Origin of the sequence: Roseovarius conchicola (genome assembly GCF_041403425.1) — a bacterium.
Classification (GTDB): domain Bacteria; phylum Pseudomonadota; class Alphaproteobacteria; order Rhodobacterales; family Rhodobacteraceae; genus Roseovarius; species Roseovarius conchicola.
This window is the reverse complement of record NZ_JBGEHK010000007.1, coordinates 114,905-130,522: the sequence shown is the minus strand read 5'-3', so window position 1 is coordinate 130,522 and position 15,618 is coordinate 114,905. Positions and strand designations below refer to the sequence as shown.

Sequence of the window (15,618 nt, the reverse complement as noted above, 5' to 3'; positions counted from 1 at the left end):
CCTATCCACCCGTGGCGCGGCGCAACGCCTTCCAGCGTGGATTGTCATCGCCCAACCAGCGTTGTGCGCCCCAGCTGCCCCATTTACTGGGCGCGTAGACGTCATTGTAAGCCGCAAACACACCCGCCCCCAGATCGGACCACCCTTCCAGCAAGCGGGCATAAAGCGCCCCCATTTCGGGGCTGTAGTTGAAATACATGAAGAAGTCGGTCAGCGCCTCGTCATCCGCCATCGGTCCAATGCCCACGACATGGCTGCCGCCCTCATACACGATCATCTCAAGCGCATATTCATCTGCAACCTCGGCATGATAGGGCAGCACCCGGCCCAGCAGATCTTCGACACTGTCCAAAGGATCGCCCGACAGCGTCCCATCGTTCAGCTCAGCGCCCGCGCGAACCGAGGCCAGATCATAGCGATGCGCCGTAACATACTGCTCGCGTGCTGTGCCGGTCAGGCCTTTTGCATCCGCGTCGGCTTCAGCCGCAGTCAGACTCTCGGCGATCCACTCACGGGTGCGCGGTGCGCGCTCTTCCACGCCGATGATTCCTCCGAAGTAACCGGTGACGGCATAGGCATCGAAATAGACCCAGGCCGGATTGCCCGGACTGTCGTCTTCGGCCTGCCACAAAGGTGTTTCCAGGATCAACTCTTCCAGACCCAGCCAACCGGTCTGGGTCGAGATGACATTAACCAGTTCAGGAGCCTCCGTGCGAGCCTCAAACGCCGCGCTCCAGATCTGCGCCAACTCGCCCGCGCGGGTGCCGTAAAACTGCGGGCCGGTTTCAGGTTGCCCCCAACGTGCCATCCCCTGCTCATCCGCCCAGCGTGTCTGCTCAAACTGCCAGTTCCAGACCTCGTTGGAATACTCCGCGTAAACGGTGGCCGATCCGGGCAATGTCACCGTGCTTTCCGCAAAACGACGTACAAAATCATCATCGGCCATATGCGGAATGGTAAACCAGCCATCGGCCCCGGTTTCCACCAGCAGGGCCAGCATCACCTCAAGCGGTACGCCGTTGCGGGCATAGGTGTAATCATTTGGCAACGGGCGGTCCTGCCAGGCCGAGATGCGTGAATTGTTGGTGGCCATCCAATCCATGAACCGAAACAGATCAAACCCCTCAACCTGCCCCAACCAGTCAGGATTAAAAATTTGCCCCGCGTCATAGAGCGCGCGATGCGCCTCTTTCACGACGGTGATGTTGCGCACGTAATCCTCTGGATTGCTGCGCTGAATGCGGATTTCCACGGGGCCGGGCCCGGGCGTGTAGTCAAAGATCACGCCGCCATCGGCATACCGCACGTTTTGCGCGCGCCCTGACACCTCGACAATACCCTGCCCTTCAAATTGCAGCCGATAGGTGCCTGCCAGCGAGGTCGCCTGTTCAGGCAGATCGGTCAGGATCAGGGTGCCAACCGTGCCCAACTCTCGCGGTTGCCGCATGGGCCAGCCGTAATCATCCAGAAAGCCGCCTTCGATCAATTCCGCCTCGCCCGCGCCGCCCCATCCACCGGCGCGATGTACGACCCAGGGGCGTGCGGTTTTCATCACGTCGATAAACGGGGCCTGGGTGGACCAGTCGGTGACCGGGGCTAGGTTCAACCCCACCGGGGCATCATTCGCCGACGCTGGAGCGGTCAGGCCGAACAGCAGAAGAAGGACGGCCACAACCCGGATCATGACGTGACTCCGGTTTTGTTGATCCCTTGCACGACCTGCCAAACGGTTTCCTGCATCAGCTGTGCCGCAGCCGGGTCAGGGGCTTCTGCCGGGGTGCCATCCGAGCGCATTAGCGCAAAAGGCAGGCCCTCGGGCGAACGATGATAAAGCACAGCATAATGCGTCAGCGCCACTAGATAGGCCCCCAGATCATTCACATGGATCGGATCAAGATTGCCATCGGCGTCGCGGGTGAACAGGTCTTCACGGGTGGTGATGTTACCGACTCCACCAGCATCCTCAACCGCGCGCACGAAACGTGCCATCACCTGCCCAGCGGGGATCAGATAGATCGGCCGCCCTTCGGCATCGGCACGGGCGATTTCCGGCAGCATCAGCTTGCCCAGCCAGTAGCGCTCCAGATCGGCGTCCAGACGGGTCAGCCAGCCCTCTTCGTCATCCAGCCGGTGCCAGCTTTCATAGAGGTAAATACGCGTGTCCTGTCCTGATTGACGCGCCAGATCAGCCCAATTGTGCAGTGCATCGCCGCTGTCATGATAGCGGATCGCATCGCGTATCTCGACCATCTCGGTCAGGACCACTGCGTCATACTCACCCGACCCAATCGCCTCTTTTGCGTCGCGATAACGCTCATGCGCATTCTCGGCCTCAAACCCGTTGATCGCCTCACCGCCCTGCCAATGTTCATTCAGCGACGTGCCCCAACCCAGCTGGCTGTCATAGCCATGCCCCTCGCCCGCCAGTTGCGCCAGCATCGCGGGCATATCCCGCCCCACAAGGCTATGCCCCAGATGGAAGATCCGCATCGGTCCCTCGGGCGGTGGCAAAGGCGTGCCATAAATCTCGCGCACCAGATCGGGATCGGGTGGGCGCGGTTCATACAAAGGGCGCAGGAACGGCAGCGCTGCCAGAATGGCCAGGGGGATCAGGTAAAAGGCGCGGCGCATCGGGTCAGCTCATCTTTGTGCAGGCAACAAACGAGGATCAGGCAGGGCGCATGCTACGCGGCAAAGCCATGGCTGTCAGCACCAGACCGGCGCCAAAGGCGAACCGCCCGGCAAATTGTGTACGCGCCACGAAAGGAGCAACGTCATCGGTCAGCGTGGCCTCTATCTGTCCGGTTTCCACATCCAGCGTGATATCAAAAGCCCCAAAACCCAGCAGCTTGCCGGTGATAGGATACTGCAGCTTGTAAGCGCATTCCTTGGCGCTGAAGATCAGCCGCGCCAGACGGCCGCGCATCTTTTCGGGCTGCACCGACAGCCAAGCAGTTTCAATCGGAGTCAGCACCTCGGGCCACAGATCACGCGGCAGGTCGGCGTCTTCCTCAATGTCCAACCCCAGCGCGGAAAACTGCCCACTATGGGCCACCACCGCCACGCAGATCGTATCGGTGTGACTGAGGCTGCCGACTACCCCCCGAGGCCAGACCGGGGCGCGATCAGATCCATGAGGGATCGCAGCGGCAGGCAGGTCCAGTTGGCTCATCGCCTGACGGGCCGCGCGGCGTCCGGCGGCGAACTCGCGCAGGCGTTTATCAACCGGGTTACTCAGCGATGCCGTCTCTTCCGGCCAAAGCCCGTCCGGGGCCTCCCATGGATAGGCGACGGCAACCTCGACGGCGTCAGGCAACAGACCCGAGGCGAGCTCTACGACCGTGTCAGGTGCAAATATGGCAGCGACGTCGTTCATCCGGTTCTACGCCCCCGTGCTGCCCGCATGGCGCGACGGCGCGACATGGTTTCACTGCGTTCGGGGTCATCCTCTGATCTCTGTTCCGGCGCGGCTTGCGTGCCTCTTAGCTTGTCGAGATGTCCGGCCAGCCCTTCCAGCGTGGGGAAGCGGAAGATATCTGTAATCGACAGTTGCGGCACGTCCAGCTCGGCCCGGATTTCACGATGCGCCTGCACGGCCAGCAGGGAATGCCCGCCCAAATCGAAGAAGCTGTCGGTCGCGCGCACATCCCCGACCCCAAGGATTCGCGACCAGATGCGCGCCACATCCGCCGCCGCACCGCCCGTGGGCACTGCCGCGGGGGCCGCGCGTCGGGTTACCGATTGCGGTTCAGGCAGCGCCTTGCGGTCGATTTTCTTGTTGGGGGTCAGGGGGAAACGATCCAACGTCATGATATGGCGCGGCACCATCACATCGGGCAGATGCCAGCCCAGCGTGGCGCGCAACGCCTCGGTATTCACCTCGCCATCGGCAATCAGATAGGCGGCCAGTTCGGCGTCGCCGGCCTTGCCGTCCCGGGCGATCACCACGCATTCGTGCACGGCAGGATACTCGGCAATCCGCGCCTCGATCTCGCCCAGCTCGATGCGTTGACCGCGGATTTTCACCTGATGATCCGTGCGCCCCAGGAACTCCAACGCTCCCTCGGCGGACCAGCGCACCAGATCACCGGTGCGATAAAACCGCCCCTGCCCCAGCGCCGGATCACTGACAAAGCGATCCGCCGTCAGGTCATCGCGCTGCCAATAGCCGCGCGTCACACCTGCCCCGCCAATCAGCAATTCACCGGCCACACCCACCGGCACGGGCGCGCCATCTTCGCCCACCACATGCACCGAGGTGTTGGCAATCGGCGCGCCAATGGCCATCGCCGCACGGCCTTTGCCATCGCCATTCACCACGTCGGTGGTTGACCAAATCGTCGTCTCGGTCGGACCATACATATTGGTGATCTTGGCCCGGGTGCAGCCACGCAATTCGCCCACCAGACTGCCGGGCAAGGCCTCGCCCCCCAGATAGAGGTGTTTGACGCTGCCTAGCGCCATGCGCGCCTCGTCATTCATGGTCAGCATCCGCGCCATAGAAGGCGTTGCCTGCATATGGGTCACACGGTGGCGGATGATCTGGGCTGCAATGGAGTAATCCCCATCCTGCAACGCCGCCCCGCTGTTGGAGCGTTCGCGCACATCGTTGAGATACGTCAGCCCGTCCAACACCTCGGCATTGGGAATGCCATAGTCGATCAGACAGGCAATTTCGCCCACGCCTAGCTGTTTCAGCTGCTCGACCCGGGCAATTCCATCCTCGACCGTACCAAAGAGACCGGCATCAAAGAAATACCGCTCAAACGCGAAATCAAGGATGGCCTCCATTTCGTCACCCTCAAGCGATCCCAGGTCCAACTCGAACGGATTGCTGACGCCCTCGGGGCGTTTGAACGCCGGAAAGGCCCAGGCATATTGTTTGATCAACCCGGCGGCAGAGCGCAGATAGTCTTTCAACGGCCCCTTGGCGATCTCCATCACCGTGTCGCGGTCTTCGCCAATCAACGTGTGCAGCATGACCGTTACGGTGTGATCTGCCGGATCATGGCCGTTGTCGCGCAGGGCCTGGTGATAGATCGTGATCTTCTCGCCCACTTCCTCGATGGTCTGGCCCAGAAGATGGGTCAGCACATTCGCGCCAATCTCGCCCGCGCGTTTCCATGTCGCCGGGTTGCCCGCAATGGTCACCCAAACGGCCAGTTCGGGGCTGACCGGGCGGGGCTGTGTCACCACCGGCACCATGGCCCCGTCCTTGCCGGGGAACGCAACCTCTTCACCGCGCCACAAGCGGCGCACCTGATCCAGCGTGGCAAACATCGCATCATTGTTGTTGGGCGGCGCATTTTCGGGACGCAGCACAAAATCATCCGGGTGCCAGCCCGACGCCATGGCCAACCCGGTGCGCCCGTTGGTCAGGTTGTCGATCACCGCCCATTCCTCGGCAATCCGCGCCGGATGGTGCAGTGGCGCAACGCATGACCCGGCGCGCACAGACAGGTTCGTCGTGATTGCCGCCACCGCCGCGCCGGTCACTGCCGGGTTCGGATAAGGCCCCCCAAAGGCATGGAAATGCCGCTCGGGCGTCCAAAGCGCGTCAAACCCGTTGGCATCGGCGAATTTCGCACCTTCCAGCAACAGCTGGTATTTGCCCCGGCCCGCATCGCAATCATTACTCCAGTAATAAAGGCTGAAATCGGCGCGCTTGTCCGACCCGGTGATCGGCCCGTTTGACACGGTCGCGCGCCCCTCATCACTGACCAGAACCAGTTTGAAGCCCCGCGCCAGCGTGTAAAACAGCTCCAGCACCGAAATATCAAAGGCCAGGCTGGTCACCGCCATCCAGACGCCGCCCTCCTTGTGATCCACCACATCGTCCATACCGGTAAAGAAATTGGCGACGTTGCGGTGTTCCACCATAACCCCCTTGGGGGTGCCGGTGCTGCCGGATGTATAGATCAGATAGGCCAAATCATCGGGGCTGGCACCGCCATCGACATTGCCCTCGGCCTCTCCCACCTGATCCGCCAGAACAACGGCCGCTGTATGTTCGGGCAGGCTGTCCTGCAGGGCCGTTTCCGTCACAATCACGCTGGCCTGACTGTCCTTGACATAATGCGCCAGCCGTTCCGCCGGATAGGCCGGGTCCAGCGGCACATAGGCCCCGCCCGCCTTGAGGATCGCAAGCGCCCCAATCAGCAATTGCGGGCCACGTGCCACACACAGGGCCACATGGCTGCCGGGCTTGACGCCCTTGGCCTGCAAGGTGGTGGCAAGCCCATTGGCACGGGCATTCAACTGGGCGTAGGTCAGGCTTTTGTTTTCAAAGATCAGCACCGTGGCATCGGGGGTGCGCGCCACCTGCGCCTCGAAGGCGCCATGGATGGTTTGCGGCCCGGTGATGTCGGCCTCGGTCTGGTTCCACGTCTTTGCCAACTGTGTCGCCTCGACGTCGGGCAAACTGGCCAGCTGTGACAACGGTGTATCATCGGCCACATCGTGCAACGCCTGCTCAAACCGGGCCACCATCAGATCGGTGGCCGCAGGTGAAAGACGATTGCTGTCCAGATGCAGCACGACGGTGCCATCTGGCTCCAGCGCAAGGCTCAGCACCGTGCCCTCCAACGGATCGCCCGAGCCGCTCACGCCGAAATCCGGGATGGACGACACCGCAATCGCCGGATCGCGCAGAGGCAGATCGGCGGGGAATGTGCCATGCTCGGCGCAGGCGGTTATATCCTTGGCCAGCGACGCGCGCGCGGCGCTGATGGGCGTATCCGTTTCGACGGTCAGAGGCACCCAACCCGACAAGACACCCGATGTCTCGACCTTGTCCGCATAGGCAATCGCGCTCAACGCCTCGCCCGTGGACAGGCGCGCGACCGACAAGACTGCTGTCGCCAATGCCGCCAAATCCTCGGCCCGGCGGGTGATCTCACGCCGCTCCCACGCGCTTGTTTTTGCACCCGTTCTGGCCAGTGGCAGCGCCGCAGGCTGCATCGCGCGCAACGCCTTGGTCCAGCGCGGTTCCCCCTTGGCTCCGTTGGCCTCACCCCCCTCAGGCGCGGGGTCCAGAACCGCCCCGGGCTCGGTCAAAGACGACACTGTCACCGCCTGCCCACCAAGGCCCGTCAGGCCCGACAGATGCACAACACCCGCTCCGGTGGCCACGCGTAGCGCATCGCGCGCCACGTCCAGAATGGTGCCCGGCGCTGCGGGGCTAATGGCGTCTTCGACTTCGGCTTTAGCAACGGCAAGCCACTGACCCTTCACGATAATCTTGGGTGTGACCAGCGGATTGCGATAGCCCCCGAAATCCATGGCGCGCACCTGCCGGGCCAGTTCATTCGCCGGGCGGCTCATCTCCAACACCCCGGCCTTTTCGGGGCGGTCATCGCGGGCAAAATAGCTGCGCTGGCTCAAATCCTGCGGGCTGCGCTGTAATGCGCCCGAAGACAGCTGCGCCAACAGCGCCGGGAAACTGTCCACCGCCGCAGCATAGCATTTCGAGTTCAGCGAAAACGCCGTCTCTTCTTCGGCAATCGGGAACAGGCGCTGTTCCAGAATATCACCCTCATCAACACCGCCATCCATCAGATGCCAGGTGATGCCATGCGCCTCTTCCCCGTTCCAGATCGCCCAGGCGGGGGTGTTCAACCCCGCATAGTGCGGCAATGGCCCATCATGGAAATTGACCGCGCCCTTGGCCGCCAATCCCAGCACGGCGTCGGGGATCATCCGCAAATTGGCGATGCTCAACAGCCAGTCAAACCCACCGGGTTGCACCATGTCGCCAAGCGCAGGGATGTTATGGGTCGTAGCAACACCCTTCGCCTCGGCCCACTCGCGGATCGCATCATCCTCCGACACCACGGCGCGGATGCTGTGCCCTTGCTCCAACAGCTGCTCACCGCAGCCGATCAGAAGGGATTCATCACCGATCAGTACAGTTGAAACCGAGGTCATTTGCTTTCCTCCGTGATGGGGTGCCTCGGCGGCACGGGACGGGGTGCTTTGGTGTTCGGTCGGTGAAAGGCAGCCCCGATGGCATGGGCCGTCAGATCGCGCAGGAATCCAGGTGGATCGCCCAAAGGCCGGTGCGACACAACCCTGCGCAAGCGCCAGATCAGCCCACCCATGATCCGCGCCAGCGTCGCGAAAACCGCATAGGCGCGCCCATGCAACTTAGCGAAATAATACATCCGCGAGTCAAACCAGTAGCGCGGCGTGCGCGCCCACTCTTTCAGACCGGTCGAGGCGGATCCGACATGCACAACCCGGCTGCCCGGCACATAATAGGTCTGCCACCCGGCGCGTGCGGCGCGGTGGCACAGCTCGGTTTCCTCGTAATAAAGGAAGAAGGTCTCATCAAAACCGCCAACCTCGTCCAGCATCGCGCGGCGGATCAGCAAGGACGCCCCGGCGGTCCAATCCACCTGTGTCGTCTGCGCCGGAATCTCCATCGGCACGACCGAGTTGCGCAGCATCCGGGTGATCACGCCAAGGCGCGCCGCCCCTTCAAATTCACCAGCGATCGACGGGAAGCGGAACACAGTGCAGTGATCCCCGCCATCCTCGCCACGAATATGCGAGCCTGCCATCCCGGCACATGGATGCGCCTGCATCACCTCAAGCAGCTTGCCCACGGCCCCCTCATCCGGCCAGGCATCAGAATTCAGCAAGTAATAGAGATCGGGGCGCGCACCCGAGGCCAGCCCCTGCGCCATGCCGAAATTATTGCCCGCGCCAAAACCGCCATTCTGCGGGCTTTCGACCACACGAAGATCGCCGTCCTTATTCCATCCCCTGGCCGTGACCTGCGCACAGATCGCCTCAAACGATCCATCGCCCGAGCCATTGTCGACAATCAGAACCTCGCCCCCCAGCGCGCGCATTTCGCGCAACGCCGCCTCGGCCGCCTTGATGGTCAGGTCGGGGGTGCGGAAGTTCAGGATGATGGTCAGGATGCTCGGCGTGCTCATACTCTACTCCGCCGCGCTGATCGAGCTGTCTTTGTCAGGGTTCGGCGCTGCTTTGCCCGCCTTGGCGAGGGCCGCGATTTCATCCGAAAGATGGCGCGCCAGAACCGCGACATTGGGGTCCAGCACCATGCTGTCATGATCGCCTGTGACCTCGATCACCTGCGTTTTGGGCACGAATTGCGTCCACTGGTTGTCCTCAAATACATATTCGCGCTCGGCGCTGACCCAATTGTCCCCCGACACTTTCCAATGCCGGTCCAGCGGCGGACGGAATAACAGAATCCGACCGTCCCACGGGGTCACCTCATAGGCCTCAACCGCGCCACGGAAGGCCATTTCGATCTTGTGATTGTTGAACCCCTGGCCGCTGTCCCCCTGCACGTTGCGTTTTTCCAGCTCCCATTGCAGCCGGTTCAGCGCCCATTCCCGCAGATATCCTGACCCCTTGCGGCGCAGTTCAGACAGCTTGATCAACACCTTATCACGACGGCTCAGTGAGGGGCGCACCGGCAATGGCGTGTCCAACATCGCCAACAAGTTCACCTGCCCGCCCTCGGCCTCGATCTGCCGCGCGATCTCGAACGCGGTGATCCCGCCGCCGGAAAACCCACTCAGCAGGTAAGGCCCTTCGGACTGAACCTGACGGATTTCAGCCAGATAATCCCTGGCCGCGGCCTCGATCGTGTCATGGGGTTCATCGTCGCCAATCAAGCCGCGCGCCTGCAGCCCATAAACCGGCTGATCCGGGCCAAGGCGTTGGGCCAGATGGCGCAGGTTCAACACATTGCCGAACATGCCCGCCACAATGAACAAGGGCACGCGTTTTCCATCCCCGCGGCCCAGCGCCACAAGATGGGTAAAGCCTTGTTTCCGGTTCTCTTTTCCGTCCGTCTCCGACATTTCTGACGACCCGGCACCCCCGGTGCGCTCATCAATCAACGCGGCACATCCGGCAATGGTCGGCGCGTCAAACAGCACCGAAATCGGGAACTGCGTGTTGAACTCTTTCTTGATCATCGCAAACAGGCGCACCGCGATCAGGGAATGACCCCCAAGGTCAAAGAAACTGTCATCAATCCCCACCGGGCTGACCCCCAGAAGTTTCTCCCAGAACGCGGCCAATTTCTCTTCGGTCGGGGTGGTTGGCGCAAGGTAGTCGCCATCCAGATCAGGGCGTTCAAAGCTTTGGCCATCGCCCTCATCGCGCGGCGTGGCGGCCTCGGCCTGCGCAACCAACCCATCCAAATCAAGCGAGGAAATCACCACCTGCGGCAGGTTCAGCGCCAAGGCCCGGCGCAGCGCCTCGGGGCCCTTATCTGCCGGAATGCCTTGGGTGATATTGTGAAACAGCCGCTCTTCTTCAGGCGACAGCGCGGCCGCCGCATCCGCATCGTCAAAATCCACATCCGCCGCGGTCAACGGCGCGGCTTTGCCAAAGGTTACCTGCCCCTCAAGGCGCTGCATCTGGAAACCAGTGATCTCGGCGCAAACTTCGCCCGCATCATCCGCCAGCGTGATGTCAAAACTGGCATGCCCCGCGCCATGTTCGGCCAGACGCACCCAGCTTGTCACCGCACCGGGCAGCGGACGCAAGATGCGGAAGGACTGGTAAGACAGAGGCACCCAAAGATGCGCGCCCTCATAGCCGGGGATCAGGCGCATCGCCCATCCCGTGGCCGGGTCCAGCAGGCCGGGATGCATCAGATACCCGTCGCTCAGATCGCGCAGGCAGGCCTCGGACAACGACAGATGCGCCAGCCCCTCGCCATCGCCCAAACGCGTCTCGCGCAACACATGCCAGCGCGCGCCAAAGCGCAGATGCGTTTCTTGCGGGGCTTTCAAACGATCCCCTGCGGCAGCCTTCTGAGCGTCGCCGCAACGCGATCTTATCGCCGTAAGGTTGATCTGCGACGCGGCATCCTCCAGCGGGACAATCTGCGCCTGCGCGTTCAAAACAGTGCCCTCGCGCCCATCAACGCGGGCGGCGCTGCGCACCTCAAGGGTGCCATCGGGATGCAAATGCACTTCGACAGCTCGCGATTGCCCATCCGCTACATCCAAAGCGCGCAGGAAATGCAGATCGCGCAGCTCAAACGCTCCGTTCTGTCCGGCGGCGGCACGTGCCTCGGCGGCCAGTTCGATAAACCCGGTGCCCGGCAACAACGCATCCCCGGCCGAGGTGCGGTGCCCGTCAATCACCCAATCGGCGTCGCTCAGCGTGGCACGGTACACCTGCACATCGCCCTCGCTACGCTGTTCTTTCAACAGCGGCTGATCGGCGGCACGCCAGTCTTCCTGCGGCCCAACCCCGGTGCGCGCAGCCATCGCATCGGCGGCCATGCCCACATCCGCCCAAACGCCCCAATTCACCGCCACAACGCGGGTCTGGGCGGTTTTGCGCGCCTTGGCAAAGGCATTCAGGTATTCATTCGCCGCCGCATAGTCGATCTGCCCGGCAGGCCGCGTCACGGTCGAGGAGGAGGCAAACAGCAGCATCAATTCCAACGTACCGTCGGGATACACCTCGTCCAGCACCCGCAGGCCCGTCACCTTGGGGGCAAACACCGCTTCGGCCTCGGCCACCTCCTTGGCCAGCAAGGGCGCGTCGTTGATCGCCCCGGCGGCATGGATCAAACCGGTCAGCTTGCCAAACCGCGCCTCAATCTCGTCCTTGACCCCGGCCATATCCACCACGTTGCAGATATCCCCAGAGGCGGCCATCACCTCGCCCTTGCCCTGCGACAGCGCCTGCATCGCGCGGATGCGCTGCGCCGTGGAGTCCGAGGGGCCGCGCGTGTTCAGATACTCGGCCCAGTCGCTTTCAGACGGCAAGGGGCTGCGCGACAGCAGAACCACATTGGCCTCAAAATTCTCGATCAGATCGCGGGCCACGACCTGTCCGATCCCGCCAAAGCCACCGGTGATCAGATAGGTGCCGCCCAGACGATAGGTCGGGGCCTCTTCCACAGGTTCAAGACTCGCCACTTCATAGCTCTGCTCAAACCGCTTTTCCCCGCGAAGCACGGCACGGGCATTGCCCGGTTCAGCCAGCAGGTCTTCCAGAACGCGCAGCGCCATCGGCCCCAGCGACTCGTCCGCCTGTGCCCGCCATCCCCGGCGCGGGGCCACATGCGGGAGGTCGATATCCAACGTGGCGCAGGTCACGCCCGGCAATTCCCGCGGGATCACCCCGGCAGGGCCTGCGATCATGGCCTTTTCGGGATAAGGCAGTGCCTCGTCCCGCAACTGTTCAGCGCCATTGGTGATGACGCTCAGATGCACAGGGGCCTCGTCGCCCAAAGCCTGCGCGATATGCATCAGGCTGAACACCCCATGTTCCAGATTGCGGGCATGCACATTGCTGCCCGGACGGAAGCTTTCGCCCTGTGTCACACCCCAGAAATGGGCGATCCTCTCGGGGCTCTGCCCGGCCTCGGCCAGCATCGCGAACAGGTTTTCATAGGCCTCGCGCCCCATCTCGGGGGCAAGCGTGTATGTGTTCTCGCCGGCCTGGTCGGTCATATCGCCCGAGCGGATGCGGATCACGGTATGGCCCGCGCTTTCCAGTTTGGTTGCGACTTCTTCGGCCAGCCCGACCTCGTCCATGAAGAATGCCCATGTCTGGGGCATCGTCCGGTTCAGATCATGATCCGCCGCGAAGGTGCTATTGGCAAATCGGGGCCGCCATGTGGGACGGTATCCCCACTGGGTTATATCGTCATTGCGCATCAACAGCGCGGGGGTAGAATCCACCGCAGCGGCCTTTCCCGGCTCGATGAAATAGCGTTTGCGCTGGAACGCATAGCCGGGCAGCGGCACGCGGTTGCGCCGCGCCTCGCCCCAGATTTGCGCCCAATCCGCCTCGACCCCGCAGGCCCACAGTCGCCCGATCACGCCCAGATGATAGGCATCATCGGCGATGTCCTGATCCGGGTGGCGCAGGGAAGACAGCACCTGCGCTGGGGACAAATCCGAGTTCATCTGCGCCAGTGCGCTCAAGGCTTTGCCGGGGCCAACCTCAAGGAACACGCGCCCCTTGGTTTGTGCCAATGTGGCGATGCAGGCCCCAAATTCCACCCGGTTGCGCAGCTGCTGCACCCAATAGTCCGGGTCTGTCGCCTGTTCGGCCGTCAGAACCGCGCCCGTGCGGTTTGAGATCACCGGCAGGGTCGGCGCCTTGAGTGTCAGACCCTGCAGGAAGCTGCGGAAATGGCCCAGGATCGGGTCCAGCATCCGCGAATGGGCGGCGATGTCGATGGCGACGCGCTGGTAGTCGACCTCTTCGGCCTCCAGATGTTTGGCCAACGCGGCCAGCTTGTCATCCGGGCCCGACACGGCACTGAGTTCCGGCGCATTAACCGACGCGATGTCCAGATCATCACCAACCAGTTGTTCAAGCCGCGCCACCGGCAGGGACACGCTCAGCATCCCGCCCTTGGGCACGGTGTCAAACAGACGCCCGCGCAGCAGGACAAGGTCAATGCAATCCTCGAACCGCATCACACCGGCCAGACAGGCCGCCGTGTTTTCGCCCATGGAATGTCCCACCAGGGCGGCAGGTTTCACGCCCCAGGACATCCACAATTGCGCCAGCGCATATTCCACGATCATGATTAGCGGCAATTGCACCGAGGGCTGTTTCAGCCTAGCCTCGGCGGCGGCTTCCTCACCCTCATCAGGCAACCAAAGGGCACGGATATCGTAGTCCAGCTGCGCCTGAAGGTGATCAAGGCCCTTGTCCATCCATTCGGCAAAGACCGGTTCCACCTCGTAAAGATCGCGCGCCATATGGGTGTATTGCGCACCCCCGCCAGGGAACATGAAGACGGTTTCCGGGGCCATTCCCAACAGGTCATGGGTAAAGACGCGGCGGGTGTCGCCCGCCTCCAGCAGATCGGCAGCCTCGGCGTGGGTTTCGGCCACCACCACACGGCGTTTGTCAAACCCGCGCCGCCCCTGTTTCAGGGTCCAGGCAATATCGGCCAAAGGCTGATCCGGGTTGGCGCGCAGATGCTGGGCCAGCGCCTTGGTGTTGACCTCAAGCGCGGATTTGGAGCGCCCCGAAATGCACATCACATGAAAGGGCCAATCGCTTTCTTCCGAAGCGGGGCGCGCAGGGGCCTCTTCAATCACCGCATGGGCGTTGGTGCCCCCCACCCCAAGGCTGTTCACACCAGCGCGTCTGGGCGTGCCGCGCCCATCCCAATCACGCAAACTGTCGTTGACGCGGAAGGGCGAGGTTTCAAAATCAATTGCCGGGTTCGGGGCCTCGTAATTCAGGCTGGGCGGCATCTGCCCGTGATGCATCCCCAAGGTGGCTTTGACCAGACTGGCAACTCCTGCGGCAGTATCGAGATGGCCGATATTGGTTTTGACCGACCCGATGCGGCAGAACCCCGTCTGATCCGTGGTCTTGCGATATGCCTCGGTCATCGCCGAGACCTCAATAGGGTCACCCAGATAGGTGCCGGTGCCGTGGCATTCGACATAATCGACCGTGTCAGCCGTCACACCTGCACTGTCCAAGGCCTTGGCCACCGCCTGCGCCTGACCATCGACCGACGGGGCCAGATAGCTGGCCTTGTCAGAACCATCGTTGTTGACGGCAGACCCGCGAATGACAGCCCAGATATGATCGCCATCCGCCTGTGCATCACTAAGACGGCGCAAGGCGACACAGCCCGCGCCGCTGCCAAAGACAGTCCCCTCGGCGCGGTGATCAAACGCATGGCAATGCCCGTCTGGCGACAGGATTTCGTTTTCCTTGAACAGATAGCCGCGCCCATGGGGCAGCTCGATCGTGACACCCCCGGCCAGCGCCATATCGCAATCGCCTTGGCGCAGCGCATTGCAGGCATAATGCACCGCAACCAGCGAGGTCGAACAGGCGGTCTGAATGTTGATGCTAGGGCCTTTGAGGTCGAGAATATGACTGACGCGGGTCGCAAGGAAATCCTTGTCATTGCCGGTATGGCGCAACAGGAACATCCCCACATCATCCAGCAGATCAGGGTTGGAGCACAGGTTGAAATAAAAGTAGCTGCCCATGCCACAGCCGGCATAAACGCCAATCGGGCCCTTGAACGTCTCGGGCATATGCCCGGCATTTTCCAACGCGCCCCAGCTGACTTCCATGAATTTGCGGTGCTGCGGGTCAAGGATCGCCGCCTCTTTGGCCGAAAATCCAAAGAACTCGGCATCAAATTCATCAAACGCTTTCAGCCGCGCGGCAGAAGCAACATAGTTCTTGTGATGCAAACGATCCGGGCTTTCGCCTGCGGCAAGCAGGGCCTCTTCGTCCAGCGTTTCAATCGCCTCGACGCCGTCGCGCAGATTTTCCCAGAAGGTGTTGATCGTCGGCGCGCCGGGAAGGTCCACAGACATGCCAACAATCGCAATAGGCTCATCCGATGCCGATTGCGTTTCACTCGTTTTCAGCCACTCACTACGTGCATTCGACATGGATTAACCCGTGAAATGCCCCCAAAGATCACATACCCAAAATCCGCAGAGTTCCCTAGAAGACATCAGGTCTTAACTGGGGATATCCGCGCAAATTATTGATAAATATATACTTAAATAAGATTCGTTGCACGTGATTCTGTTTCATTTCGGTAAACAATCCTCGCTTAACGGCGCGATTGCTGCGCTTTGGGAAAATTGGGATAAAACCGGC

At 62.1% G+C, this 15,618-nt stretch carries 6 protein-coding genes; all 6 read right to left on the bottom strand.

The window, feature by feature from the left end; genetic code table 11:
• Position 1 precedes the first annotated feature (1 nt).
• The 6 genes from V6N02_RS17915 to V6N02_RS17890 are packed head-to-tail and all read right to left on the bottom strand — an operon-like array spanning position 2 to position 15,404.
• A complete protein-coding gene (locus V6N02_RS17915; RefSeq protein ID WP_371227811.1) occupies positions 2-1,684 on the bottom strand; it encodes a hypothetical protein in 1,683 nt (560 codons plus the stop codon).
• Positions 1,681-2,631, bottom strand: coding sequence for a hypothetical protein (locus V6N02_RS17910; protein WP_371227809.1), 951 nt, complete (start codon positions 2,629-2,631; stop codon positions 1,681-1,683). The genes V6N02_RS17915 and V6N02_RS17910 overlap by 4 nt, the downstream gene beginning before the upstream one ends.
• A 37-nt stretch (positions 2,632-2,668) precedes the next feature.
• A complete protein-coding gene (locus tag V6N02_RS17905; RefSeq protein WP_371227807.1) occupies positions 2,669-3,376 on the bottom strand; it encodes a 4'-phosphopantetheinyl transferase family protein in 708 nt (235 codons plus the stop codon).
• Complete coding sequence (locus V6N02_RS17900) at positions 3,373-7,926, bottom strand: MupA/Atu3671 family FMN-dependent luciferase-like monooxygenase (RefSeq protein WP_371227805.1); 4,554 nt, start codon at positions 7,924-7,926, stop codon at positions 3,373-3,375. The genes V6N02_RS17905 and V6N02_RS17900 overlap by 4 nt, the downstream gene beginning before the upstream one ends.
• The gene (locus tag V6N02_RS17895; RefSeq protein ID WP_371227803.1) at positions 7,923-8,942 is read right to left on the bottom strand and encodes a glycosyltransferase family 2 protein; all 1,020 of its coding nucleotides are present in this window, start codon (positions 8,940-8,942) and stop codon (positions 7,923-7,925) included. The genes V6N02_RS17900 and V6N02_RS17895 overlap by 4 nt, the downstream gene beginning before the upstream one ends.
• Before the next feature lie 3 nt (positions 8,943-8,945).
• On the bottom strand, positions 8,946-15,404 hold the full coding sequence (locus tag V6N02_RS17890) for a type I polyketide synthase (protein ID WP_371227801.1): 6,459 nt from the start codon (positions 15,402-15,404) through the stop codon (positions 8,946-8,948).
• Between the last annotated feature and the right edge of the window lie 214 nt (positions 15,405-15,618).

Coding starts and splice junctions, on each gene's coding strand:
- V6N02_RS17895 (WP_371227803.1), bottom strand. CDS start 8,942: ATGAGCACGCCGAGCATCCTGACCATCATCCTGAACTTCCGCACCCCC.
- V6N02_RS17900 (WP_371227805.1), bottom strand. CDS start 7,926: ATGACCTCGGTTTCAACTGTACTGATCGGTGATGAATCCCTTCTGATC.
- V6N02_RS17915 (WP_371227811.1), bottom strand. CDS start 1,684: ATGATCCGGGTTGTGGCCGTCCTTCTTCTGCTGTTCGGCCTGACCGCT.
- V6N02_RS17910 (WP_371227809.1), bottom strand. CDS start 2,631: ATGCGCCGCGCCTTTTACCTGATCCCCCTGGCCATTCTGGCAGCGCTG.
- V6N02_RS17905 (WP_371227807.1), bottom strand. CDS start 3,376: ATGAACGACGTCGCTGCCATATTTGCACCTGACACGGTCGTAGAGCTC.
- V6N02_RS17890 (WP_371227801.1), bottom strand. CDS start 15,404: ATGTCGAATGCACGTAGTGAGTGGCTGAAAACGAGTGAAACGCAATCG.